This window comes from Actinoplanes sp. M2I2 (genome assembly GCF_023544445.1).
Classification (GTDB): Bacteria; Actinomycetota; Actinomycetes; order Mycobacteriales; family Micromonosporaceae; genus Actinoplanes.
Genome location: NZ_JALPVJ010000038.1, coordinates 24,924 through 46,671 on the forward strand (window position 1 = coordinate 24,924; position 21,748 = coordinate 46,671).

Genomic DNA, 21,748 nt, shown 5'->3' on the forward strand with positions numbered 1-21,748 from the left:
GTGGTGGCCGCGCGGCAGCGGGCGTGAGCCTCCTCGGGCGGGCGCTGCTCCGCAACCGGGGCCGGGTCACGTCCGGGATCCTATTGATCGGGCTGCACCAGGGCTGTGAGGCGCTCGTGCCGATCGGCATCGGCGTCATCGTCGACCGGGCCGTCGCCCCCGGGCACCTGGGTCGGCTGGTCCTCTGGATCGGCGTCCTGGCCGCGCTGTTCCTGGTGCTGACGGTCGCCTATCGCACCGGCGCGCGGCAGCTGATGCGGGCCGTGGCCGACGAGGCGCACCGGCTGCGGCTCGAGGTGGCGGCCAAGGTGCTCGACCCGCGTACGGAGGTGCGCACCGGTGACGTGCTCACCCTCTCGACCACCGACGCGGACACGACCTCGTACCTGCTGGACTATCTGCCACGGCTGTCCGGGGCGCTGGTCGCGACGGCCATCAGCGCGGCCGGGCTGTGCCTGATCTCCGTACCCCTGGGTCTGGTGGTCCTGGTCGGGACCCCGCTCGTGCTGGTGGCGTTGCAGCGCGCCGCGCCCCGGATCACCGGACGGGTCGCCGCGCGGCAGGAGGCCGCGGGCCGGGCCGCCTCGCTCGCCACCGATCTGGTCACCGGCCTGCGCCCGCTGCGGGGGATCGGCGCCCAGGACGCGGCCGCCCGCCGCTACCGCGACGTCAGCCGCGAGTCGCTGGACGCGACCCTGCGCGCGGCCCGGACGGTGGGCTGGTTCCAGGCCGCCTCCGACACCGTGAGCACGCTGCTGGCCTGCGGCATCGCGATCCTGGCCGGGTGGTTCGCGCTCAGCGGCCGGATCTCGGCGGGGGAGCTGGTGACGGTCATCGGGCTGGCCGCCTTCCTCGGCGAGCCGTTCGCCACGCTCTCCGCCGCGCCGGGCTGGTTCGCCTCGTCGCGGGCGTCGGCCGAGCGGATCGAGGCGGTGCTCGGCCTCTCGCCGGCCGGCCCGCCACCGGCCGGCAATCCCCTCCCGCCGATCGCCGGCGAGTGCGTCGGCGTCGTGGTCGAACCGGACGCCGCCGCGCTGGTCGCGCTCTTCGACGACGGCTCGCCGGACGTGCTCGTGGCGCCCCACCTGCCGGAACTTTTCAGCGGAACGATCCGGGACAACCTCCTCGAGGCGGCGGCGGACGACCTGCGCGGGGCGCTGCGCGCGTCGGCCGCCGACGACGTGGTGGCGGCCCACCCCGACGGCCTCGACCACGCCATCGCCGACCGGGGGGCGGCGCTCTCGGGCGGGCAGCGGCAGCGCTTGGCCCTGGCCCGCGCGCTGCTGGCCCGGCCGCGGCTGCTGGTGCTGCACGAGCCCACGACCGCGGTCGACGCGGTGACCGAGCACGTCATCGCCCGGGGCATCCGGGATCTGCGGCACGGTCCCGGCTCGACCCTGGGCACGCTGCTGATCACCACCAGCCCGGCGCTGCTGGCCGTCACCGACCGGGTGGTCGTGGTCCGCGACGGCGAGGTGGTCGCGACCGGGACGCACGCCTCGCTGGCGGCCACCGACGACACCTACCGGACGGCGGTGCTGCGGTGACCCTCGCGCTCCCGATCGCGACGCCCCGGCAGACGTGGATCTGGCTCTGCTCCCAGTTGCGGGTCCACCGCCTCGACGCTGCGTTCACGGTGGCGACCGGTCTGGGCGCCGCCGCCGCCTCGGTGGTCCCGGTCACCGCGCTGGGCCTGCTGGTCGATCTCGTCCGTGACGGCGCCGCCTCCACCGCGCTGGTGCCCATCGGCCTGCTCGTCGCCGGGATAGCGCTGCTCGGCGGGATCGCCGCCGGCGCCACCACGACGCTGGTGAGCCGTCTCGGCGAACGCATCCTGGCCAACCTGCGCGAACAGACCGTCGGCGTCGCGCTGCGCCTGCCCGCCACCACGCTCGACCGGGCCGGGCGCGGTGACCTGCTGGCCCGGGTCGGCGCCGATGTGGCCGCGGTCGGTGCGGCGGCGGCCGAGGTGCTGCCGACCGTCATCTCGGCCCTGTTCCTCGCGCTGCTCAGTGTGATCGCGATGTTCGGGCTGGACTGGCGGCTCGGCCTGGCCGGGGTGGCCGCGATGCCGGCCTACCTGGTCGCGCTGCGCTGGTATCTGCCGCGCTCGGCGCCGATCTACGCCGCGGAGCGGGCCGCGGTGGGCGTCCGCTCCCAGCTGCTGGTGGAGAGTCTGCAGGGGGTGCGGACGGTTCATGCGTACCGGTTGGAGAGCCGGCACCTGAGCGCGATCGACGACGCCTCGGCCCGCGCCCGGGACTTCTCCGTCGGGGTCTTCGCACTGTTCACCCGCTTCGTCGGGCGGATCAACCGGGCCGAGCTGCTCGGCCTGTCGGCGATCCTGGTGGCCGGTTTCTGGTACGTGCGCTCGGGCTGGGTCACCGTCGGCGAGACCGCGGCGGCCGCGGTGCTGTTCCACCGCCTGTTCAGCCCGGTGTCGATGATCCTGTTCACCTTCGACGAGATCCAGGCGGCCGGCGCCGGGCTGGCCCGCCTGGTCGGCGTGGGCACGCTGCCGGTCGCGCCGGCCGGGGCCCGCGAGATCACCTCCGCCGACCTCACCCTGCGGGCGGTGACCTTCGGGTACGAGGAACGGGTCCCCGTGCTGTGCGGCATCAGCCTGCGGGTGGCCCCCGGGGAGCGCGTGGCGCTGGTCGGCTCGACCGGCGCCGGCAAGACCACGGTCGCCTCGATCGCGGCCGGCATCCTGCGCCCGCTCTCGGGCACCGCCACCGCGGGCGGGGTGCCGGTCGACCAGCTCGCTCCCGGCACCGTGGCCATCGTCAGCCAGGAGACGCACGTGTTCGCCGGCCCGCTGATCGAGGATCTGCGCCTGGCCCGCCCGGCCGCCCCGGTCGAGGCCGTCGAGGCCGCGCTGGAGCGGGTCGGCGCGCTCGACTGGGCCCGGGCGCTGCCCGGCGGGCTCGCGACCGTGGTGGGCGAGGGCGGGCATCCGCTGACCGCGGCCCAGGCGCAGCAGCTCGCGCTGGCCCGGCTGGTGCTGCTCGACCCGGCGATCGCCGTCCTCGACGAGGCCACCGCCGAGGCCGGCAGCGTGGGCGCCCGCGAGCTGGAGGAGTCGGCGCTGGCCGCGACCAAGGGCCGCACGACGCTGCTGGTGGCCCACCGGCTCACCCAGGCCGCCGGGGCCGACCGCATCGTGGTCCTCGAGCACGGCGTGGTGCTCGAGGAGGGCACCCACGGCGATCTGGTCGCCGCGGGCGGGCGCTATGCCACGTTGTGGTCGGCCTGGCAGTCCCGGCGTTAGCCCTTCACGTGAAGCGCGGCGGTCAGGCGGGGGTCGTCCAGGGCGTGTGCGGCGATCACCCGGTATTCGCCGGTCCGGCGCTGCCAGCCACCGTCGTCCCAGGTCTCGAACGTCCGCGGCGGCAACGGGACCCGCACGGTCACCGTCTCCTCCGGCTGCGCCTCGACGTTCTCGAAGCCGGCCAGCCAGCGCTCCGGCCGGTCGGGGTCGACCGGGGACGGTCCCACGTAGACCTGCACGACCTCGCGGCCGGTCCGGGGGCCCGTGTTGGTCAGCGTCACCACGGCCTCGGACTCGGTGACCACGAGCTCGTCGTACTGCCACGTGGTGTAGCCGTGACCGTGGCCGAAGGCGTACAGCGGCGCGGTGCCCGAGCGGAGCCAGCCGCGGTAGCCGACGAACACGCCCTCGTCGTAGCTGACCGCCCCGTCACGCGGTTCGATCGCCAGCACCGGGCAGTCCTGCTCGAGCCGCGGCCACGTCGTCGGCAGCCGCCCGCCCGGCTCGGTCACGCCGAGCAGCACGTCGGCCAGCGCGGCGCCCGCCTCCTGCCCCGGGAACCAGGTCAGCAGCACCGCCGCGACCTCATCGGCCCACGGCAGGAGCACCGGCGAGCCGGCGTTGACGACCACGACCGTACGGGGATTGGCCGCGGCCACCCGCGACACGAGCTCGTCCTGCCGGCCGGGCAGCGCGAGCGAGACGCGGTCGAAGCCCTCGGACTCCACCTGCTCGGTGGTGCCGACCACGACCACGGCGACGTCCGCGCCGGCGGCCAGGCGAACCGCCTCCTCGATCATCCCGTTCTCGTCCGGGGCCGGCGGCCGGTGGCCGAGCGTGGTCGAGATCGAGTGGGCCAGGCCGCGCGCGATCGTCTGGCGCAGCACGACCGGTACCGCCACGCCGGCTTCGAGCCGCTTGGTGACCCGCTGCTCGCGCGGGGACAGGAGCAGGTCGGCCCGGCTCGCGGTGGGCGGGTGCAGCGAACCCTCGTACAAAAGCTCGCCGGCCACCCTGAGCTGGAACGAGCCGAAGCCGGAGACGGCGAAGGTGTGTTCCCCCTCGACGTCGGGCGTGAAGGTCGTCTCGAGGCGGATCTCGTCGACGTCGTCCGGGTCGAGGCCGCCCGGCAGCGAGCCGATCCACCGCACCGCGGCCGGGTCGACCACGAAGGCCTGGCTGCCGATCGAGACGGTGGTCGGGGCCCAGCCGGGGCCGTGGGCGGCGGGCAGGAACGGGCGCGGGTCGGCGCCGATCGCGTACTCGACGTCCACCCCGGACAGCCGCTCCCGCAGGCCGTCGAGGGGCGCGACCACGTGCGGGGGCGAGACCTGCGCGCTGCCGCCGCCGAGCACCCGGGCATCGGCGGCCAGCGCGCCGATCACAGCCACCTTGGTCAGCGCGGCCGGCTCGAGCGGGAGCGCGTAGTTCTCGTTGCGCACCAGCACGAACGAGCGGGCGGCCACCTCGTGCGCGATCGCGTCACCGTCGAGGTCGGCGGGCGGGGTGATCGCCGGGCCGCCGTCGAGGGCCCCGGTCCGCTGGGCCAGGAGCAGCACCCGGCGGACCTTGTCGTCGACGACCTCCTCGGGCACGTCACCGGCCCGTACGGCGGCGACCAGCTTGTCGCCCCACGGGTTCTCCAGGGCCGGCATCGCGATGTCGAGCCCGCCGAGCGCGGCGCCGACCGTCGAGCGCGCGGCCCGCCAGTCCGACACCACGATGCCGTCGAAGCCCCATTCCCGCTTGAGGATCTCGTCCTGGATCGGCCCGTTCTGGGCCATCGACAGCCCGTTCACGGCGTTGTAGGCGCTCATCACGCCCCAGCCGCCGGACTCCACCACCCGCTCGAACGGCGCCAGGTAGATCTCCCGCAGCGCCCGGTCGCCGATCCGGACGTCGACCTCCATGCGGTCGGTCTCGAAGTCGTTGCCGACCAGGTGCTTCACCGTCGTGCCGACGCCGTGCTGCTGCACGCCGCGGACGAAGCCCACCGCGATCTCGCCGCTGAGCAGCGGGTCCTCGGAGTAGCACTCGAAGTGGCGGCCGCCCAGCGGCGTGCGCTGCAGGTTCACCGTCGGGCCGAGCAGCAGGTGCACCCCCTTGCGCCGGGACTCCTGACCGAGCAGCTGCCCGGCCCGCTCGGCCAGCTCCACGTCCCAGGCCGCGGCCAGCGCGGTCGGGCTGGGCAGGGCGATCGACGGGTCGTCGGGCGCCCAGCCGACACCCCGCACGCCGATGGGCCCGTCCGACATCACCAGCGAGCGCAGTCCGATCCGCTCGATGGCCGGCAAGGACCAGAAGTCCTGCCCGGCCAGTAGCGAGACCTTCTCCTCGAGGGTCAACTGCGTCAGCAGTTGCTCGACATCCGCCATGGAAGCGCTCCCATCTGCATTGCTCGTCGCTGCCACCATAGGATCATGGAGATGGAGAGCCATCCCCCGGCCCGTTACGAACGAGCCGTCCGAAAGGCGCAGGCCGACGGCCGCGTACCCGCCATCTCAGTCGCGTTGCGCCGGGCCGACCGGGAGCCGTGGGTGTTCACCGTCGGCGACTCGGGCAACGCCGATCACCCGCTCGGTCCCGACACCCGGTTCCGCATCGGCTCGATCACCAAGACGTTCACCGCGGCGCTCGTGCTGCAGTGCCGCGACGACGGCCTGCTCGGCCTGGACGACCCGATCGGCGAGCACCTCCAGGTGCCGGCGCACGGCGACGCGACGATCCGGCGGCTGCTCTCGCACACGGCCGGCTTCCAGCGTGAGCCGTACGGGGACATCTGGGACACGCTGCAGGCGCCGGGCGACGCCGAGCTCCTCGCCCAGCTCGACCGGGCCGAGCGGGTGCTGCCCAACGGCCGCCGCTTCCACTACTCGAACCTCGGCTTCGCCGTGCTCGGGCAGCTGGCCGCCAAGCTCCGGGGCGGCAGCTGGGCCGAGGTCGTCGCCGACCGGGTGCTCGAACCGCTGGGTCTCAGCGCCACCACGCCGCACCCGCCGGCCCAGGCCGCGGTCGGCTATCTGGTCGACGCGTACTCGGACGCCGCCCGCCCCGAACCGCGGACCGATCTGGGTGGCGTCGGCCCGGCCGCCCAGCTCTGGAGCACCGCGGGGGACATGGCCACCTGGGGCGCCTTCCTGGCCGACCCCGGGACGATCGACCCGCGCGGGCAGGTGCTCTCCGCCGCCACCGTCGACGAGATGCGCTTCCCGGCCACCACCACCAACGAGACGCTGTGGCAGCTCGGCTGGGGGCTCGGGCTGATCATCGCTCCGCAGGGCGGGCGGTCCGTGCACGTCGGGCATGACGGCGCGATGCCGGGGTTCCTCGCCGGGGCGTACGGGCGGCGCGGTGGCGAAGGCCTGCCGGACGGGCTCGGCTGCGCGGTCCTCGGGTCGTCCGGCACCGCCGGTGAGATCAACGACCTGGTGCACGAGCTGCTGAACGCGGCCGTCGAGCACGACCCGGCCGACATCCAGCCGTGGCGGATCGCGCCGCCCGCGCCCACCCCGTACCGGTCGGTGCTCGGGCCGTGGTGGAGCGAGGGCACCCAGTTCGTCTTCTCGTGGCACGGCGGCGCCCTGCAGGCACGGTCGCCGGAGGCCCCGGCCGACACCCCGCCGGCGATCTTCGAGCCCGTGCCGGGGCAGTCCGACCTGCTTCGTACGGTCAGTGGCCGCGAGGCGGGCGAGCTGCTGAGGCTCACCCGGGACGACGCCGGGACGGTCGTGCGGATGCACTGGGCGACCTACCGCGTCACGCGGGCCCAGGAGGGCTTCGACGGGGGAGTGGCGTCCGACGGCGACGCCGCCCGCTGACCCGCCGATAATGGCATCGGCGCTCACGCGGCTGAGCGGATACGATGGCACGATCCTCCAGCACGCCGTCCCGACCGGGCGACGATGAGAAAGAGAGCAGGTGCGGAGGCCCTCGTGGCCGTCCTATGACCGGTACGCCGAACCCTTCCAGCGCGGGCTCCAGTGGCGCGGCGCGGGTGCAGACCAAGATTTCGGTCACGGACCCGAAGATCATGGTGAACCTGCTGGGCGCCAAGGATGAAATCCTGCGCCTGATCGAGCGAACCCTCGCCAGCGACGTCCACGTCCGCGGCAACGAGATCACCATCACCGGTGACCCCGCCGAGAACGCGACCGCCGAGCGCCTGTTCTCCGAGCTCATCGAGCTCATCGAACGAGGCGAGACGCTCAGCGTCGACTCGGTGCGCCGCACCGCGGCCATGCTCGAGGACGCGACTTCCGAGCGGCCCGCCGAGGTCCTCACGCTCAACATCCTGTCCCGGCGCGGCAAGACCATCCGGCCCAAGACGCTGGGCCAGAAACGCTATGTCGACGCCATCGACCAGAACACGATCGTCTTCGGCATCGGCCCCGCCGGCACGGGCAAGACCTACCTGGCGATGGCCAAGGCCGTGCAGGCGCTGACGGCCAAGCAGGTCAGCCGCATCATCCTCACCCGGCCCGCGGTCGAGGCCGGTGAGCGGCTGGGCTTCCTGCCCGGCACGCTCAACGAGAAGATCGACCCCTACCTGCGCCCGCTCTACGACGCGCTGCACGACATGCTCGACCCCGAGTCGATCCCGCGCCTGATGGCCGCGGGCACGATCGAGGTCGCGCCGCTGGCCTACATGCGCGGCCGGACGCTCAACGACGCGTTCATCATCCTCGACGAGGCGCAGAACACGACGCCCGAGCAGATGAAGATGTTCCTCACCCGGCTCGGGTTCGGCGCCAAGATCGTGGTCACCGGCGACGTCACCCAGGTCGACCTGCCCGGCGGCACCAGCAGCGGTCTCAAGGTCGTGCGCGAGATCCTGCAGAATGTCGAGGATGTCCACTTCGCCGAGCTGTCCAGCTCCGACGTCGTGCGGCACCGGCTGGTCGCCGAGATCGTCGACGCGTACGCGCGCTACGACGACGAGCAGGAACGCGCCACTCAATCCGTCCACGCCGTCCCCGGTCGAGCCGCCAGCGGTGGCCGCACGGGGCACCGGCGCTGATCCCAAGGGAATTCGCACCACTATGTCCATCGAGATCGCCAACGAGTCGGGAGTCGAGGTCGACACCGACGCGATCCTCGCGGTGGCCCGGCACGCCCTCGACGAGATGGGGGTCAACCCGCTCGCCGAGCTGTCGATCCTGCTCGTCGACATCGACTACATGGCCGAGCTCAACCACCGCTGGATGGGCGGTGACGGTCCCACCGACGTGCTCGCGTTCCCGATGGACGAGGGCAGCGTCGACCACGGTCCCGGCGAGGCGGGCGCGGGTGAGCCGGGGTTGCTCGGCGACATCGTGCTCGCCCCCGAGGTGGCGGCCAAGCAGGCCGCCGCGGCGGGTCACTCGGCGGCCGACGAGCTCCACCTGCTGACCGTGCACGGCACGCTGCACCTGCTCGGCTACGACCACGCCGAGCCGGAGGAGGAGCGCGAGATGTTCGCCTTGCAGAACAGGCTGCTCCAGAGCTGGCGGGCCGGACGGGCCGGCTGACTCGTGGCCCCCACAGATCTGCTCGCGGCGGGCACCGCCTCCGCGGGCCTGCCCGACGTGCAACTCATCGTGCTCGCGGTGGTGCTGGTGTTCCTGGCCGGCCTCGCCTCGATGGCCGACGCGGCGCTGGGCAGCGTCTCGACCGCCCGCGCGGCCGAGATGGCCCGCGAGGGTGAGCGCGGCGCCTCGGCGCTGGCCGCTGTCGCCTCCGACGTGGTGCGCCACCTCAACCTGCTGTTGCTGCTGCGGCTGCTCTGCGAGCTCACCGCGACCACGCTGATCGCGCTGGTCGCGGTCGACAGCTGGGGCATCGGCTGGACGGCCGCGCTGGTCACGGCCGGGACGATGACGGTCGTCAGCTTCGTCGTGGTCGGGGTCGCTCCGCGTACGGTCGGGCGCCAGCACGCGTACGCGGTGGGCAAGGCGGCCGCTCCGCTGGTGCGCTGGCTCGGCAAGGTGCTCAACCCGCTGGCCTCGCTGCTGATCCTGATCGGCAACGCGGTGACGCCCGGCAAGGGCTTCCCCGAGGGGCCGTTCGGCAGCCAGGTCGAGCTGCGCGAGCTGGTCGACCTGGCCGAGCAGCGCGGCGTCGTCGAGCACGGCGAGCGCGAGATGATCCACTCGGTCTTCGCGCTGGGCGACACGATCGCCCGCGAGGTGATGGTGCCGCGCACCGAGATGGTCTGGATAGAGGCCTCCAAGACCATGCAGCAGGCGCTCTACCTGTTCCTGCGGTCGGGCTTCTCGCGCATCCCGGTGATCGGCGAGAGCGTCGACGACGTGCTCGGCGTGCTCTATCTCAAGGACGTGATCCGCCGCACCCAGAACGGCGACCCGGCGTCGACCGGCCAGGCGGTGGCCGACCTGATGCGGCCGGCGACGTTCGTGCCCGAGTCGAAACCGGTCGACGACCTGCTCTCCGAGATGCAGGCGGCCCGCACCCACCTGGTGATCGTGGTCGACGAGTACGGCGGCACGGCCGGCCTGGTCACGATCGAGGACATCCTCGAGGAGATCGTCGGCGAGATCACCGACGAGTACGACGTCGAGCGGCCCCCGGTGGAGCACCTGGACGACGGCGCGATCCGGGTCACGGCCCGGCTGCCGATCGAGGATCTGGGCGAGCAGTTCGGGGTCGAGCTGCCCGCCGACGAGGTCGAGACGGTCGGCGGCCTGCTGGCCCAGACACTCGGCCGGGTGCCGATCCCCGGCGCCACGGTCGACGTCGGCGGCCTGCACCTGGTGGCCGAGGGCACGACCGGCCGGCGCAACCGCATCGACTCGGTGCTGGTGCGCCGGGTCGAGCCGCCCGAGCCCACCTCCGAGACCCCTTCCGACACCCCGACCGACAACGAGGAGAAACAGACCGCTGATGCCTGACACGGACACCGCCTTGAGCGCCGAGGACACCAAACTGGTCACCCTGGCGCGGAGCGCCCGAGCCCGGGTGGGCGCGGCCGAGGGGGCGGCGGTCCGCGACCAGGACGGCCGCACCTACGCGGCGGCCACGGTGTCGCTGCCCAGCCTGTCGGTGACGGCGCTGCAACTCGCGGTGGCGTCGGCGGTGGCGTCGGGGGCCAAGCTCATCGAGGCGGCCGCGGTGGTCACCGAGACGGCCGAGCTCGAGCCCGCGGGTCACACCGCGGTGCGCGATCTGGCCGCCGACGCCCCGATCCACGTGGCCGACCCGACGGGCAGCCTCTGCGGCACGGTCACGGCATGAGCGACGACCGTACCTCCCCGCGCAAGCCCCGCACCCGCGGCGCAACCGCCTCCGCCTCGGGCTCCACTCCCGCCGGCTCGGCCGATCCCCGTACGGCTCACACGCCGGACGGCTCGGCCGATCCTCGTCCGGCGCGCGCGTCGGACGGCTCGGCCCCGGGCGGCGTCTCCGACTCCCGTCCGAGCCGCGCATCCGACGGCTCCGACTCCGCAACGCCTCGGCGCTCGGGTGAGCGGGGCTCTGGTACGGCCGGCTCGTCCTCGACCGATCCGCGTTCGCGTCAAGCGGCGACGGGCTCGGCCGGTTCCCGGCGATCCGGTGAGCGGGGCGCGGGCGGCGCCGCCTCGTCCTCGACCGATCCGCGCTCACGTCGTGCGGCGACGGGCTCGGCCTCAGCATCGGCTGGTTCGCGGGGCTCGGGTGAGCGGGGCTCCGGTACGGCCGGCTCGTCTTCCTCCGACCCGTGGTCGCGCCGTGCCACGGGAGGTTCGGCTCGTGCCACGGGTGGCTCGGCTCGTTTCACGGGTGGCTCCACTCGTGCCACGGGCGGTTCGGCTCGTGCCACGGGTGGTTCGGCGCGTGGTGCGGGCTCGTCGTCGGGCCCGGCTCCGGTGGCGTCGGCCGGCGGTGAGCGTCGGCTGACGGCGGGGGAGCGGAACGAGCTGCGTCGCCAGGAGCGGCGGGCGGCCCGGCGCGCGGAGAGCTCGTCCGGTGGGCGGCGCGTCGAGAGTTCGTCCGGCGGGCGGCGCGCGGAGAACTCGTCCGGCGGGCGGCGGGCGGAGAGCTCGGTCGGAGGGCGGCGGGAGACTCCCGGAGCCGGCGGCGAGCCGGGTCGTCCGGCTCGCGCTGATGCTCCGCGTGGGCGCGGTGATTCGCGCAGTAATCCGTCGGCGACCGGTTCCGGCGTGGCGGGTGTAGCCCGTACCTCCAAGAAGCGTGACGTCGTCGCTCGCAGCGACTCGGCGCCCAAGACCGGCCAGGCGCCTAAAAACGACCGGGGGCCGAAGACTGATCAGAGGCCTCAGAGCGACGCTCCGGGTGGTCAGCGGCCGCGGCGGGTGCATCGGCATCGGGAGGCCACCGGACCCGCGGTGCTCGATGACGTCTATCGCGCCGGTTTCGTGTGTTTTGTCGGGCGGCCGAACGCCGGCAAGAGCACGCTGACCAACGCGATCATCGGACAGAAGATCGCGATCACCTCGAGCAAGCCGCAGACGACCCGGCACGTGATCCGGGGCATCGTCCACCGGGACAACGCGCAGCTCGTGCTGGTGGACACGCCGGGTCTGCACCGTCCGCGCACGCTGCTGGGTGAGCGGCTCAACGATCTCGTGCGGGAGGTGTGGAGCGAGACCGACGTGATCGGGGTCTGCTTCCCGGCCGACGAGCCGGTGGGGCGGGGCGACCGGTTCATCTCCTCGGAGCTGGCCGAGCTGAAGGCGACCGTGATCGCGGTGGTGACCAAGGTCGACCTGGTCGACCCGGCCACGCTGACCAAGCACCTGCTGGCCGTGAGCGAGCTGTACGACTTCGCGGAGATCGTGCCGGTGAGCGCGGTCTCCGGGCATCAGGTGCAGACGCTGGTCGACGTTCTGATCAATCACCTGCCGGAGTCGCCGCAGCTCTATCCGGACGACATGCTGACCGATGAGCCGGAGCAGGTGCTGATCGCCGAGCTGATCCGCGAGGCGGCCCTCGAGGGCGTGCGGGACGAATTGCCGCACTCGATCGCGGTGCTCGTCGAAGAGATGATGGTCGAGGGCAACGTCACCAAGATCTACGCCGATCTCTATGTGGAACGGGACAGCCAGAAGTCGATCGTGATCGGTACTCGCGGCGTCCGGCTCAAGGACGTCGGCACTCGTGCCCGCGCCGAGATCGAGCAGTTGATCGGCGCCCGCGTGTATTTGGATCTTCATGTGCGGGTCGCCAAGGAATGGCAGCGCGACCCCCGTCAGCTGCGTAAACTCGGCTTCTGACATTGATGATCGACGCCCGCGTGGGATCCAAACGTCGCAATTGGTCAATTATGGGATAGCTCACGCCAGTTTGCGACCTTGGTGCGGAGTTGGGTAACAACGACGCCTATGCGAAACCGGTACCTGGATCTGCTGCGCGCTGCCGCAACCGTCCGGGTGGTGGTCTATCACTCGACCGGCTGGGTCACCCTGACCATCGTGTTCCCGGCCATGTCGGTGATGTTCGCGCTGGCCGGCTCGATGATGGCGGCCTCCCTCGACCGCTACGGCGCGTCGGCCGTGGAGCGCCGGCTGCACCGCCTGCTGCCGGCGCTGTGGGTGCTGGTTGCGGTGGCCGTGCCGATGATGTTGCTCAGCGGCATGGCCTGGGACTGGAAGGTGCTGCTGTGGGCCTTCCCGGTCGTGGACCCGCCGGCCACGGGCTTCTGGCTGGAAGGCCTGGCCGCCATGTGGTACCTGCGCGACTTCCTGTGGCTGGTGCTGCTGTCGCCCCTGCTGCTGCCGGTGTTCCGCCGCTTTCCGCTGGCCACCCTCGCCCTTCCGTACGGGGCTCTGGCGCTGATCACCTTCACCGGCGCGACGCCCCCCGCGGTGCCGCGTGACCTCGCCCTCTACGGCGGGGCCTGGTTGCTCGGCTTCGCCCACCACGACGGCCTGCTCAGCCGGGGCGGCCTACGTGGTGTGGTCGGATCGGCGAGCCCGAACGGCCTGCGGCCGCGGGGCGAGGCCCCGGCGCGCGGTCAGGCGCTCTCCCGCTACCGCTGGTGGCTTGCCGGTGTGCTCGGGACGGCCGGCGCGGCGTGGGCGCTGACCCATCCCGGTCCGCGGGGGTTCGACCTCAACGACATCCCGCTGGCCAACGCGCTCTGGTCGGCCGCGTTCATTCTGGTCGTCCTCGGCTTCGCCCCGCGGGTCACGGCTCATCGCAGTCTCACGGTGCTGAACGCGCGAGCCCTGACCATCTATCTGTGGCACGTGCCGCTGATCCTGATCGTGGTCCGCTTCGCCGAGGCGACCGGCCTGCCGGTGCACGGCTGGGTGGGCATCACGTGGCGGCTGGCCGTCGTGTCGGTGCTGCTGGGAATCGTGGTGCTGATCGTCGGCTGGGTCGAGGACATCTCGGCGGGCCGGCGGCCGGCGCTGGTGCCGGGCCGGGCCCGCCGCGTCGCCCCGATCTCGCCCGCCCCGGCCGGCGCGACCACCCGGGCGCCGGAGCGGGTTCGTTCGACCAACGCCTGACCACCGCGACGGCAGCCTCGGCCGGGGCTCCGGCGTGATTCGTCAGCGGGCGCGGACGATCAGTGGCTGGGCCACCTGGCCGATGCGGCCGTCCCGGTCGTACAGCTCGCCGGAGGCCAGTCCGAGGCCGTCGTCGCTGAGGTCGGTGCGGCCGGCCAGGTGCACCCACTCGCCGGTGGCCGGGCGCAGCAGCGTGGTCGTCATCGTGGGCGGGATCGAGAGCCATTTGTCCATCGGCAGCACCGCTGAGATGCCGTTCGCCGAGTCGGCCACGATCAGCGCCCGGTCCTGGCCGTCGATCTCCGCACCCTCGATCAGGGGCATCCGCACGCGGGTCCACACGTGGGTCTCGCCGTCGGCCACGCCGAGCTCGCCCTTGGTCGCGCGCCACTCGATCGCCTCGCCGTAACCCCAGCCGTCGTGGAGCGGGAAGCCGCCGTCGCCGTCGCCTGTGGGCAGCGGGTCGGCGTGGTCGACCGGGGTGTCGGCCGGAGGCTTCGGGCCCGGCGCGAGATGCCAGGCCCGGGCCGTCACGGCGACCCGGCCGTCGACGATCATGCTGGCCTCGTTCAGGGCGGTGAGCCGGCCCGGCTTGATCGGGGAGACTTCGACGCGCAGGTCGCGGCGGGGAATCGGCCCGAGGAAGTCGACCGAGATGCGGGCCAGGCGCTGACCGGTGACCGTGAGCAGCCGGCCGAGTAACGCGGCGGGCGGACCGCCGTGCTGCATCTCGGTGTCCCAGGGGCTCTCGGTCGACCGGGTCGGACGGAACTGACCGTCGCCGAGCGGCAGGTAGAAACTCATGACCCCACGACTACCGCATCTCCGCTCGCTGTGCGCACGTTGATCTCGTTCTTGGCGCCCGGATCATTGGTGAGTCTCTGCACGGCGTAGTCGCCCGAGCCGGTGCTGGTGCTGCTGACGATCTTGTAGCTGCCCTGGGGCACCTGCACGTGGACGTCGCCGCTGGTGGTCTGGGCGGTCACCGAGTTGACGGTGCTCAACACGGCCCTGATGTCGCCCGAGGTGACCTTGAGAGTCACCGGGGCGGCGATGTCGATCGCCTCGATGTCGCCCGAGGTGGACTGCACCTCGACCGCCTTCTTCGCATTGATCACTCGGATGTCGCCCGACGTGGCCCGCAGCTTGACCAGGCCGGTCGGGTCGACCAGGTGGACGTCGCCCGAGGTGAGCTTGATGTCGGTGTCGCCGACGGCATCGAACAACAGGTCGCCCGACCGCTGCTCGCCGCTCACCTTGACCCCGGCCGGGGCGACGATCTCGTACGAGGCCGAGCAGTTGTCGCCGCACGAGGTGTCGATCATCATCACGCTGCCGTCGAGCCGGTAGGACGGGCCGGGATCGCCGGAACTGCGCCGGATGACCCGTTTGACGCTCGTCTCGCTGACCGCCGCGGTGCGGATCGCGACGTCGCCGCTGCCGCCGTCGAGCCGGATCTCGGTGATCTTCGTCTTCTCGGTGTCGTCGTACGTCATCCTGGCCCCGATCACCCCGGCACACCCCGTCAGGGTGGTCACCGCCGTCGCGGCGATGAGGGCGAGTGCTCCGGCGCGCCGGGTGAGTGTCGTGGTCATGGTGATGACGCTAGGACCGTGCCGGTGCGGGCGCCATCGGTCCTGTCACTGACCGAGCCCTTAGATGACCCTGAGATCCGGGTCAGGGTCTGTCACACCCACGAGGCAGAATGACGGGGTGCCAGCCGGATACCGCCGCCATCTCTACCGCGACGACGCGGTGGTCCTGCGCGTGCAAAAGCTGGGCGAGAGCGATCGCATCATCACGCTGCTCACCCGCCGTCACGGCCGCCTGCGCGCGGTGGCCCGCGGGGTGCGGCGCACCACCTCGCGCTTCGGCGCCCGGCTCGAGCCGTTCGGCCACATCGACCTGCAGCTCGCCGGCTCGCCCGAGGGCGTGGGCAGCAGCCTGCATTCGGTGAGCCAGGTCGAGGCGGTCGCGCTCTACGGCAAGCAGTTCCTCTCCGACTACCCGCGCTACACGGCGGCCAGCGCCATCGCCGAGACCGCCGAGCGGCTCACCCCGATCGAGCGGGAGCCCTCGTTGCGCCTGTTCCAGCTCACCCTGGGCGCGCTCAAGGCGCTGTCCGTGGGCGAGCACGCCGGCGGCCTGGTCCTCGACGCCTACCTGTTGCGGGCCATGGCGGTGGCCGGCTGGGCGCCGGCGATCACCGAGTGCGCGGTCTGCGGCACCCCCGGCCAGCACGGCGCCTTCTCGGTGCCGGCCGGCGGCGCGGTCTGCCCCGACTGCCGGCCGCCCGGCTCGGCCCACCCCAGCCCGGCGACGCTCGGCCTGATGAGCGCGCTGACCCTCGGCGACTGGACGGTGGCCGACGGGGCCGACGGCCCGGTGCGCCGCGAGTGCAGCGGGCTGGTCGCCGCCCACCTGCAATGGCACATGGAACGGGCGTTGCGCTCGTTGCCGCTGGTCGATCGACGGGAGAACCCATGACGCCGCGCCCGCCCACCCCGCACATCTCCGGGGCCACGCCGCCCGACCTGCCCCGGGCAGCACTGCCCAAGCACGTGGCGCTCGTGATGGACGGCAACGGCCGCTGGGCCAAGGAGCGCGGCCTGTCCCGCACCAAGGGGCACGAGCAGGGCGAGTACTCGTTGTTCGACACCATCGAGGGCGCCATCGAGCTCGGCATCCCCTATCTGTCGGCCTACGCCTTCTCCACCGAGAACTGGAAGCGATCACCCGAGGAGGTGCGCTTCCTCATGGGCTTCAACCGCGACGTCATCCGGCGCCGGCGTGACCAGCTGGTCGATCTCGGCGTACGGGTGGTGTGGTCGGGACGCCGGGGCCGGCTCTGGAAAAGCGTGATCTCCGAGCTCGAGACGGCCGAGGAGATGTCCGGCAAGAACAAGAAGCTCACCCTGCAGTTCTGCGTCAACTACGGCGGTCAGGCCGAGATCGCCGACGCCACCGCCGCGATCGCGCGCGACGTCGCCGCCGGTCGCCTCGATCCCTCGAAGATCAACGAGAAGACGATCGGGAAATACCTCTACCACCCCGAGATCCCCGAGGTCGATCTCTTCCTGCGCCCGTCGGGCGAGCAGCGTACGTCGAACTTCCTCCTCTGGCAGTCGGCGTACGCCGAACTGGTCTTCCTCGACACCCTCTGGCCCGATTTCGACCGCCGCCACCTGTGGTACGCGTGCGAGCTCTACGCCAGCCGCGACCGCCGCTTCGGCGGCGCTGTCCCCAACCCCGTCAGCCCGACATGACCGCGTTGGTTCACCCGTCGCCACGGCGAGCCACCCGCGAGATCAGGGCTGGGCGCTCGTCCTCCCGAGGGGGCGCTGAGCGCTCACCTTTGTCGCCGCACGCGGTGCTCGTCGGAATGGGGACGGTCGGCGCGGGCCGCTTGGCTGTTTGGCGTGGGGGCCTGTGCTCGGCCGCCTCGGGTAGCGAGCGGTGAGCCGGCTTTGGCTGGTGCGGCACGCTGAGGCTCTGCCCGGCGGGATGGGGCTGAGCGAAACCGGCCGGCGGCAGGCGCAGCTGCTCGGTGAACGGCTGGCCGAGGCGGGCATCACCCGCATCAGCCACAGCCCGCTGGCCCGCGCGGCCGAGACCGCCTCGATCGTGGCCGCGGCCCTGCCCGGCGTGCCGGTCGAGGCCGCCGAGGAGCTCACCGACTCCGACCCCACCGAGGACCCCGCGGCCGCGGAGGCGATGGTCGCGCGCTTCTCCGACCCGCCCGCCGACGAGCTGTGCATCACCCACATGTTCCAGGTCGGCTGGTTCGTGCGCGCCGTGCTCGGCGCGCCCGCCGATCGATGGGCGGCCTTGAACTCGGCCAACACCGGCGTCACGGTGCTGCGCTGGAGCCCGATCCCCGGCCGGCCGGTGTCCCCACTGGTCTTCAACGACCTCACCCACCTGCCGCCCGAGCTGCGCTGGACCGGGTTCCCGCCGGAGTTGCGCCTGCCCTGAGCGGTGGGCTTGCAATTCCAGCGGCCGTGCGTCAGTCGTGCGGTGAGCCGTCGGGCTTGCTGTCCGAGTGGGCGCGATCGTTCGTCAGGCTCGGTGTTCGAGGGGCCAGGCGTCGGCCAGGAGCACGCTGACGGCGGCGTCCGCGTCGGAGAGGTCGGGCAGCACGGCGTGGGCGCCGGCCAGCACGAGGTCGGCCATTTTTGTTCGCCCGGTCGCCACCGCGACGGCGTAGGCGCCGTTGGCCAGGGCAGCGGTCACGTCGTGCTCGGTGTCGCCGATGACGACGGGCTGGAAGCGTTCGCCGTACTTGGCCTCGGCCCGCTCCAGGCTGCGCCGGACCAGGGTGGCGCGCACACTGTCGTCGGTGCCGTAGCCGCCGACCTCGGCGTCGAACGAATCGCTCAGCTCGAACGCGGCCACCTTCGCCGCCGCGACCTCCGGCACGTTGCCGGTCACCAGCGTCTGCACCACCTCGGGGTCGTCACCCAGGCGGGCCAGCACTTCTCGTACGCCGGGCATCAACGCACCCTGCTCGATGAACAGATGCTTGATGCGCTCGATCTCGGCCACGTAGCGCACGAAGAACCGCTCAGGCGTGCAGTCGGTGACCCCGTGCGCCGCGAAGACCTCGGCGCACACGTCCATGTCGGTGCGGCCGCCGAACGACGGCGTGGTCCGCCAGGCGACCCCGGTCAGCTCGGTGAACGCGGCTTTCCAGGCCGTCGTGGTGACCCCGCCACCGCGCAGCAGCGTGTAGTCGATGTCCCACATGACCAGGCGTCTCATTCGCCGAGCACCCGTTCGATGTGCTCCACCTTGGCGTCCAGCGCGCCGGTCACGCCGGGCCGCACGTCCGCCTTGAGCGAGACGCTGACCCGCGGCGCGTGGGCGGCCACCGCGTCGACGGCCTGTTTGACGACGGCCATCACCTCGTCCCACTCGCCCTCGATGGTCGTGAACATGGCGTCGGTCCGATGCGGCAGCCCGGAGGCGCGCACCACGCGCACCGCCTCGGCCACGAGATCACCGACGGAATCGCCGACGCCCAGCGGCGTCACAGAGAAGGCAACCAGCACACCCCCATACTCGCAGGCCCCACCCGCTTCCCGGCAGTCCTGGCGCGTAGTGATGACCAGCGCCGACTGCTCGTGGAGGCACCCGCGCAGAGTGGTTCCGCAGGTCACGGCGGGTACAGCGGCGTCCGGAGGTGAAGGAGGATCGGATTGAGCCGGGAGGAATTCGACTTGTACCTATGTTGCGTCCTCCTGGACGCGTGACTAGCCTTGTCGTCTATCAACTAGGCGCACGGAGCGACTCGGTTATCTTGAGGGGAGTGGAGCGGATGGAGACCGTGATGGAGAAGATCCAAGTGGAGGTGGATGCCGCAGTCTTGGCTGACGCCGCGAAGGAGTTGGGTACCGGAACCGACGAGGAGACGGTCAGTACGGCGCTTCGCGAGGCTGTCGCGATGGTGCGCCGGGTGAAGGCCCTGGAAGAGCTGGCCGCGATAGCCCAGACCGGCGCATTCGATGAGCTCCTCGACAAAAGCAACTATCGCTGATGAGTTACGCGCTCTATCTCGCTGACACCAGTGCTGTGGTTCGCATCCTTCGCGATCCAGACGTTCTTGATCGCTGCCTGGGTGTTGTCAGAGACGGGATGGTGGCGGTCTGTGCCGTCACCGAGATCGAACACCTTTACAGCGCGCGGTCAAAGGCTGATCGTGACAGGCAGAAAGTGCTGTTGCGCAATACGTTCAGCTGGGTGGTCATGCCGGAGCGGGTCTTCGAGAGCGCTGATGAGGTACAGGACGCGTTGTCGGATCGGGGAGCGCACAGGTCTGCCGGAACGGTCGACTTACTGACGGCCGCGGCTGCTCGAAGCCATGGTCTGGGGCTACTGCACTACGACGCGGACTTCGAGCAGATCGCCGCCGCCACTGGCCAGCCGACCCGATGGCTGGCGAAACCGGGTTCGATCGATTAGCCGATGAGCGAGTTCAGAGTCGAAGTGGACGACAGGGCACTGACTGCGGCTGCCCGCATGTTCGGCACCGCAACGAGGGAAGAGACTGTCACGGCGGCAGTCGAGCATGCGGCTCAGTGCCAACGGCGTGGTGAGGCGTTCGACCGGCTCGCCGAGATGGCCGATGCGGGCGACTTCGACATCCTGTTGGACAAAAGGAATTACCGCGTATGACGGCGGCTGAGATGACGTCGCGTGGCTGCCACCGTTCGGCCGGGCCTCTCGATCTGCTGGTGGCAGCCACGGCGGAGGAGCATCAGCTGACACTTCTGCACTACGACGCTGGTTTCCTGTCCATATCCAAGATCACCGGGCAGCCCGTCGAATGGGTGGCCGAGCCCGGCACGATCTCCTGACCGGTCAGCGCTTGGCTTCGGCCAGGGCCTGGCGGATCTGGTCGGCACTCGCGGGAGTGCCGGCCTTCACTGCGTAGGTGCCGTAGGGCGGGCCGTAGGCGGGAGTGCCCGGCTCCTGGCGCCAGCTGTCGGCCAGCGAACCGGCATCCACAGCGTCGTAGCCGAGGGCGTCGAGGAATTCCGTGGCGATCTGCTTTGCTGCCGCGTCGTCGCCGGCGATGGGCAGGGCCGAACGGTCGGCGGCTCCCGACGGGCGGGGCAGCGACGCCAGATGCCCTGCGTTGATGTTGTTGAAGACCTTGACCACGCGGGCCGTGCCCAGGCTCTGCTGTTCGAGCTCGGAGCTGGTCAGCTCGCCCTTGTCGAGGGCCTCGATGGTCCCGTCGCGCTGCGGGTAGTAGTTGTTCGTGTCCAGCACGACTTTGCCGGCCAGTTCGGCCACCGGCAGCTGCGGGAAGGCCTTGAACGGGATGCTCACCACCACGATGTCCCCGGCCGCCGCGGCCTCGGCGGGGGTCGCCGCCCGGGCCGACCCGCCCAGCTCGTCGGTGAGGTGCTGGAGGGTCTCGGGTCCGCGGGAGTTGCTCACGACCACGTCGTAGCCGGCCGCGACCGCCAATCGCGCCACCGTGCCGCCGATGTTCCCGCTACCGATGAATCCGATCGTCGTCATGACCGCGACAACCTCGGTCTCGCGCGCAGCATTCCGTGAGCAACACCCTAGCAACGATGTGGATAAATCGGTATCGAGCGGACGGCCGAGGTCCTTCTGGGCGCGTCGTCGTTACCGTGGCCACGGTGATCACCGCAGACGCCGCCGGCTCCTGGAAACTGGGCGATCGGGTCGTCCATCGCCTGGGCTTCGGGTCCATGCGCCTCACCGTGAACCCCGACCCCGGTGTCGCGATCAGGGTTCTGCGACGTGCCGTGGAACTGGGCGTCGACCACCTCGACACCGCCGCCTTCTATGTGACTCCCGGCGGCATCCTCGACGGCGATGGCGGCCCTCGCCGGTATGCCACCGACCTGATCCGTGAGGCGCTTCATCCGTACGGGGAAACGCTGTTCATCGCCACCAAGGTGGGGCCCGGCCTGCTGCCGTCGGGTGACTGGGAGGCCGCCGGCCCCGACCGGCTGCGCGCCCAGGTCGAGGAGAACCTGCGCCGCCTCGGGGTCGACCGCCTCGACCTGGTCAATCTGCGCCTGACCAGCCGTACGGCGCCCGTGACGGCCCGCTTCGAGGCCCTGGCCGCGCTGCGGGACGAGGGACTGATCCGCCACCTGGGCATCTCCAACGCCACGCTCGCCCAGATCGACGAGGCGTCCGCGGTCGCCCCGATCGTCTGCGTCCAGAACAGCTTCGCCGTCGACCTGCGCCGGGACGCCGGCCTGCCCCGCATCCTGGCCGGGCGGGGCATCGCCTTCGTCCCGTTCTTCGCCATCGCCGGCGCCGGCCGCGAGGACGGCCCACCGGCCGGGACCGACGACACCGTACGGGAGCTCGCCGCGGCCCACGGCGTGACCGAGCACCAGATCCGTCTGGCCTGGACGCTCCACCAGGGCGAGAACGTTCTGGCCATCCCCGGCACCGGCGACGAACAGCACCTGCTGGACAACATCGCCGCCGGCGCCGTGCGGCTCACCGAGGAGGACCTGGCCCGGCTCGCCTGAGA

Annotated in this window: 23 protein-coding genes; 17 read left to right on the plus strand and 6 right to left on the minus strand. The window is 71.9% G+C overall.

From position 1 onward, the window contains the following. Positions 1–23 precede the first annotated feature (23 nt). Together HJC40_RS42925 and HJC40_RS42930 are read left to right on the plus strand one after the other, a co-directional pair. Complete coding sequence (locus tag HJC40_RS42925; protein WP_250009576.1) at positions 24–1,547, plus strand: ABC transporter ATP-binding protein; 1,524 nt, start codon at positions 24–26, stop codon at positions 1,545–1,547. After that, a complete protein-coding gene (locus HJC40_RS42930; protein WP_250009577.1) occupies positions 1,544–3,271 on the plus strand; it encodes an ABC transporter ATP-binding protein in 1,728 nt (575 codons plus the stop codon). Before HJC40_RS42925 ends, HJC40_RS42930 begins: the two co-directional genes overlap by 4 nt. Here the strand turns inward: HJC40_RS42930 and HJC40_RS42935 are convergent. Next, positions 3,268–5,646, minus strand: a complete 2,379-nt coding sequence (locus HJC40_RS42935; protein ID WP_250009578.1) for a beta-glucosidase — start codon at positions 5,644–5,646, stop codon at positions 3,268–3,270. The genes HJC40_RS42930 and HJC40_RS42935 overlap by 4 nt on opposite strands. A 51-nt stretch (positions 5,647–5,697) precedes the next feature. Here HJC40_RS42935 and HJC40_RS42940 point away from each other — a divergent pair, with 51 nt between their 5' ends. The 7 genes from HJC40_RS42940 to HJC40_RS42970 all read left to right on the plus strand — a co-directional run bounded on the left by HJC40_RS42940 (position 5,698) and on the right by HJC40_RS42970 (position 13,719). After that, positions 5,698–7,089, plus strand: coding sequence for a serine hydrolase (locus HJC40_RS42940; protein ID WP_250009628.1), 1,392 nt, complete (start codon positions 5,698–5,700; stop codon positions 7,087–7,089). Positions 7,090–7,214: 125 nt separating this feature from the next. Further along, complete coding sequence (locus tag HJC40_RS42945) at positions 7,215–8,288, plus strand: PhoH family protein (RefSeq protein ID WP_250009581.1); 1,074 nt, start codon at positions 7,215–7,217, stop codon at positions 8,286–8,288. Between the two features lie 22 nt (positions 8,289–8,310). Continuing rightward, positions 8,311–8,778 carry an rRNA maturation RNase YbeY gene (ybeY, locus tag HJC40_RS42950; protein WP_250009582.1) on the plus strand — a complete coding sequence of 156 codons (468 nt, stop codon included), beginning with the start codon at positions 8,311–8,313 and terminating at the stop codon, positions 8,776–8,778. Positions 8,779–8,781: 3 nt separating this feature from the next. Then, positions 8,782–10,158, plus strand: a complete 1,377-nt coding sequence (locus HJC40_RS42955) for a hemolysin family protein (RefSeq protein WP_250009584.1) — start codon at positions 8,782–8,784, stop codon at positions 10,156–10,158. Then, positions 10,151–10,501 (plus strand): cytidine deaminase, encoded by a 351-nt coding sequence (locus HJC40_RS42960; RefSeq protein ID WP_250009585.1) that lies wholly within the window; start codon positions 10,151–10,153, stop codon positions 10,499–10,501. Before HJC40_RS42955 ends, HJC40_RS42960 begins: the two co-directional genes overlap by 8 nt. A gap of 1,091 nt (positions 10,502–11,592) precedes the next feature. Beyond that, positions 11,593–12,480: a GTPase Era gene (gene era, locus HJC40_RS42965; RefSeq protein WP_250009629.1), complete on the plus strand. Its 888-nt coding sequence runs from the start codon at positions 11,593–11,595 to the stop codon at positions 12,478–12,480. A gap of 108 nt (positions 12,481–12,588) precedes the next feature. Beyond that, a complete protein-coding gene (locus HJC40_RS42970; RefSeq protein ID WP_250009586.1) occupies positions 12,589–13,719 on the plus strand; it encodes an acyltransferase in 1,131 nt (376 codons plus the stop codon). Positions 13,720–13,761: 42 nt separating this feature from the next. On the opposite strand, the gene HJC40_RS42975 is transcribed toward HJC40_RS42970, so the two are convergent. Together HJC40_RS42975 and HJC40_RS42980 are read right to left on the minus strand one after the other, a co-directional pair. After that, positions 13,762–14,523 (minus strand): thioesterase family protein, encoded by a 762-nt coding sequence (locus HJC40_RS42975; protein WP_250009587.1) that lies wholly within the window; start codon positions 14,521–14,523, stop codon positions 13,762–13,764. Then, positions 14,520–15,314, minus strand: coding sequence for a DUF4097 family beta strand repeat-containing protein (locus tag HJC40_RS42980; protein ID WP_250009588.1), 795 nt, complete (start codon positions 15,312–15,314; stop codon positions 14,520–14,522). The genes HJC40_RS42975 and HJC40_RS42980 overlap by 4 nt, the downstream gene beginning before the upstream one ends. 64 nt (positions 15,315–15,378) lie before the next feature. Here HJC40_RS42980 and recO point away from each other — a divergent pair, with 64 nt between their 5' ends. From recO to HJC40_RS42995, 3 genes are all read left to right on the plus strand, one after another. Then, the gene (recO, locus tag HJC40_RS42985; RefSeq protein ID WP_250009589.1) at positions 15,379–16,206 is read left to right on the plus strand and encodes a DNA repair protein RecO; all 828 of its coding nucleotides are present in this window, start codon (positions 15,379–15,381) and stop codon (positions 16,204–16,206) included. Continuing rightward, a complete protein-coding gene (locus tag HJC40_RS42990) occupies positions 16,203–16,985 on the plus strand; it encodes an isoprenyl transferase (RefSeq protein WP_250009590.1) in 783 nt (260 codons plus the stop codon). The genes recO and HJC40_RS42990 overlap by 4 nt, the downstream gene beginning before the upstream one ends. A 190-nt stretch (positions 16,986–17,175) precedes the next feature. Next, complete coding sequence (locus HJC40_RS42995; RefSeq protein ID WP_250009592.1) at positions 17,176–17,694, plus strand: phosphoglycerate mutase family protein; 519 nt, start codon at positions 17,176–17,178, stop codon at positions 17,692–17,694. Positions 17,695–17,778: 84 nt separating this feature from the next. Here the strand turns inward: HJC40_RS42995 and HJC40_RS43000 are convergent, their stop codons facing one another. Together HJC40_RS43000 and HJC40_RS43005 are read right to left on the minus strand one after the other, a co-directional pair. Further along, a complete protein-coding gene (locus HJC40_RS43000) occupies positions 17,779–18,480 on the minus strand; it encodes an HAD family hydrolase (protein WP_250009593.1) in 702 nt (233 codons plus the stop codon). Next, the gene (locus HJC40_RS43005; protein ID WP_250009594.1) at positions 18,477–18,770 is read right to left on the minus strand and encodes an MTH1187 family thiamine-binding protein; all 294 of its coding nucleotides are present in this window, start codon (positions 18,768–18,770) and stop codon (positions 18,477–18,479) included. The genes HJC40_RS43000 and HJC40_RS43005 overlap by 4 nt, the downstream gene beginning before the upstream one ends. Positions 18,771–19,027: 257 nt before the next feature. Here HJC40_RS43005 and HJC40_RS43010 point away from each other — a divergent pair, with 257 nt between their 5' ends. The 4 genes from HJC40_RS43010 to HJC40_RS43025 are packed head-to-tail and all read left to right on the plus strand — an operon-like array spanning position 19,028 to position 20,075. After that, complete coding sequence (locus HJC40_RS43010; RefSeq protein ID WP_374273673.1) at positions 19,028–19,255, plus strand: DUF2191 domain-containing protein; 228 nt, start codon at positions 19,028–19,030, stop codon at positions 19,253–19,255. Continuing rightward, positions 19,255–19,680, plus strand: coding sequence for a PIN domain nuclease (locus tag HJC40_RS43015; RefSeq protein ID WP_250009595.1), 426 nt, complete (start codon positions 19,255–19,257; stop codon positions 19,678–19,680). The genes HJC40_RS43010 and HJC40_RS43015 overlap by 1 nt, the downstream gene beginning before the upstream one ends. Before the next feature lie 3 nt (positions 19,681–19,683). After that, positions 19,684–19,893 carry a DUF2191 domain-containing protein gene (locus HJC40_RS43020; RefSeq protein ID WP_250009596.1) on the plus strand — a complete coding sequence of 70 codons (210 nt, stop codon included), beginning with the start codon at positions 19,684–19,686 and terminating at the stop codon, positions 19,891–19,893. Beyond that, positions 19,890–20,075, plus strand: coding sequence for a hypothetical protein (locus HJC40_RS43025; RefSeq protein WP_250009597.1), 186 nt, complete (start codon positions 19,890–19,892; stop codon positions 20,073–20,075). The genes HJC40_RS43020 and HJC40_RS43025 overlap by 4 nt, the downstream gene beginning before the upstream one ends. A 4-nt stretch (positions 20,076–20,079) precedes the next feature. Here HJC40_RS43025 and HJC40_RS43030 read toward each other — a convergent pair whose 3' ends face one another. After that, positions 20,080–20,748, minus strand: a complete 669-nt coding sequence (locus HJC40_RS43030) for an NADPH-dependent F420 reductase (protein ID WP_250009599.1) — start codon at positions 20,746–20,748, stop codon at positions 20,080–20,082. Positions 20,749–20,873: 125 nt separating this feature from the next. Here HJC40_RS43030 and HJC40_RS43035 point away from each other — a divergent pair, with 125 nt between their 5' ends. Then, positions 20,874–21,746: an aldo/keto reductase gene (locus tag HJC40_RS43035; protein WP_250009600.1), complete on the plus strand. Its 873-nt coding sequence runs from the start codon at positions 20,874–20,876 to the stop codon at positions 21,744–21,746. The last annotated feature ends 2 nt before the right edge of the window (positions 21,747–21,748 follow it).

Excerpts from the sequence above, each read along its gene's own strand:
- HJC40_RS42990 (WP_250009590.1), top strand. The coding sequence starts at position 16,203 with ATGACGCCGCGCCCGCCCACCCCGCACATCTCCGGGGCCACGCCGCCC.
- HJC40_RS42980 (WP_250009588.1), bottom strand. The coding sequence starts at position 15,314 with ATGACCACGACACTCACCCGGCGCGCCGGAGCACTCGCCCTCATCGCC.
- HJC40_RS43015 (WP_250009595.1), top strand. The coding sequence starts at position 19,255 with ATGAGTTACGCGCTCTATCTCGCTGACACCAGTGCTGTGGTTCGCATC.
- recO (WP_250009589.1), top strand. The coding sequence starts at position 15,379 with ATGACCCTGAGATCCGGGTCAGGGTCTGTCACACCCACGAGGCAGAAT.
- HJC40_RS43025 (WP_250009597.1), top strand. The coding sequence starts at position 19,890 with ATGACGGCGGCTGAGATGACGTCGCGTGGCTGCCACCGTTCGGCCGGG.
- HJC40_RS43000 (WP_250009593.1), bottom strand. The coding sequence starts at position 18,480 with ATGAGACGCCTGGTCATGTGGGACATCGACTACACGCTGCTGCGCGGT.
- HJC40_RS42970 (WP_250009586.1), top strand. The coding sequence starts at position 12,589 with ATGCGAAACCGGTACCTGGATCTGCTGCGCGCTGCCGCAACCGTCCGG.
- HJC40_RS42975 (WP_250009587.1), bottom strand. The coding sequence starts at position 14,523 with ATGAGTTTCTACCTGCCGCTCGGCGACGGTCAGTTCCGTCCGACCCGG.
- HJC40_RS42940 (WP_250009628.1), top strand. The coding sequence starts at position 5,698 with ATGGAGAGCCATCCCCCGGCCCGTTACGAACGAGCCGTCCGAAAGGCG.
- HJC40_RS43020 (WP_250009596.1), top strand. The coding sequence starts at position 19,684 with ATGAGCGAGTTCAGAGTCGAAGTGGACGACAGGGCACTGACTGCGGCT.
- HJC40_RS42945 (WP_250009581.1), top strand. The coding sequence starts at position 7,215 with ATGACCGGTACGCCGAACCCTTCCAGCGCGGGCTCCAGTGGCGCGGCG.
- HJC40_RS42960 (WP_250009585.1), top strand. The coding sequence starts at position 10,151 with ATGCCTGACACGGACACCGCCTTGAGCGCCGAGGACACCAAACTGGTC.
- HJC40_RS42935 (WP_250009578.1), bottom strand. The coding sequence starts at position 5,646 with ATGGCGGATGTCGAGCAACTGCTGACGCAGTTGACCCTCGAGGAGAAG.
- ybeY (WP_250009582.1), top strand. The coding sequence starts at position 8,311 with ATGTCCATCGAGATCGCCAACGAGTCGGGAGTCGAGGTCGACACCGAC.
- HJC40_RS43030 (WP_250009599.1), bottom strand. The coding sequence starts at position 20,748 with ATGACGACGATCGGATTCATCGGTAGCGGGAACATCGGCGGCACGGTG.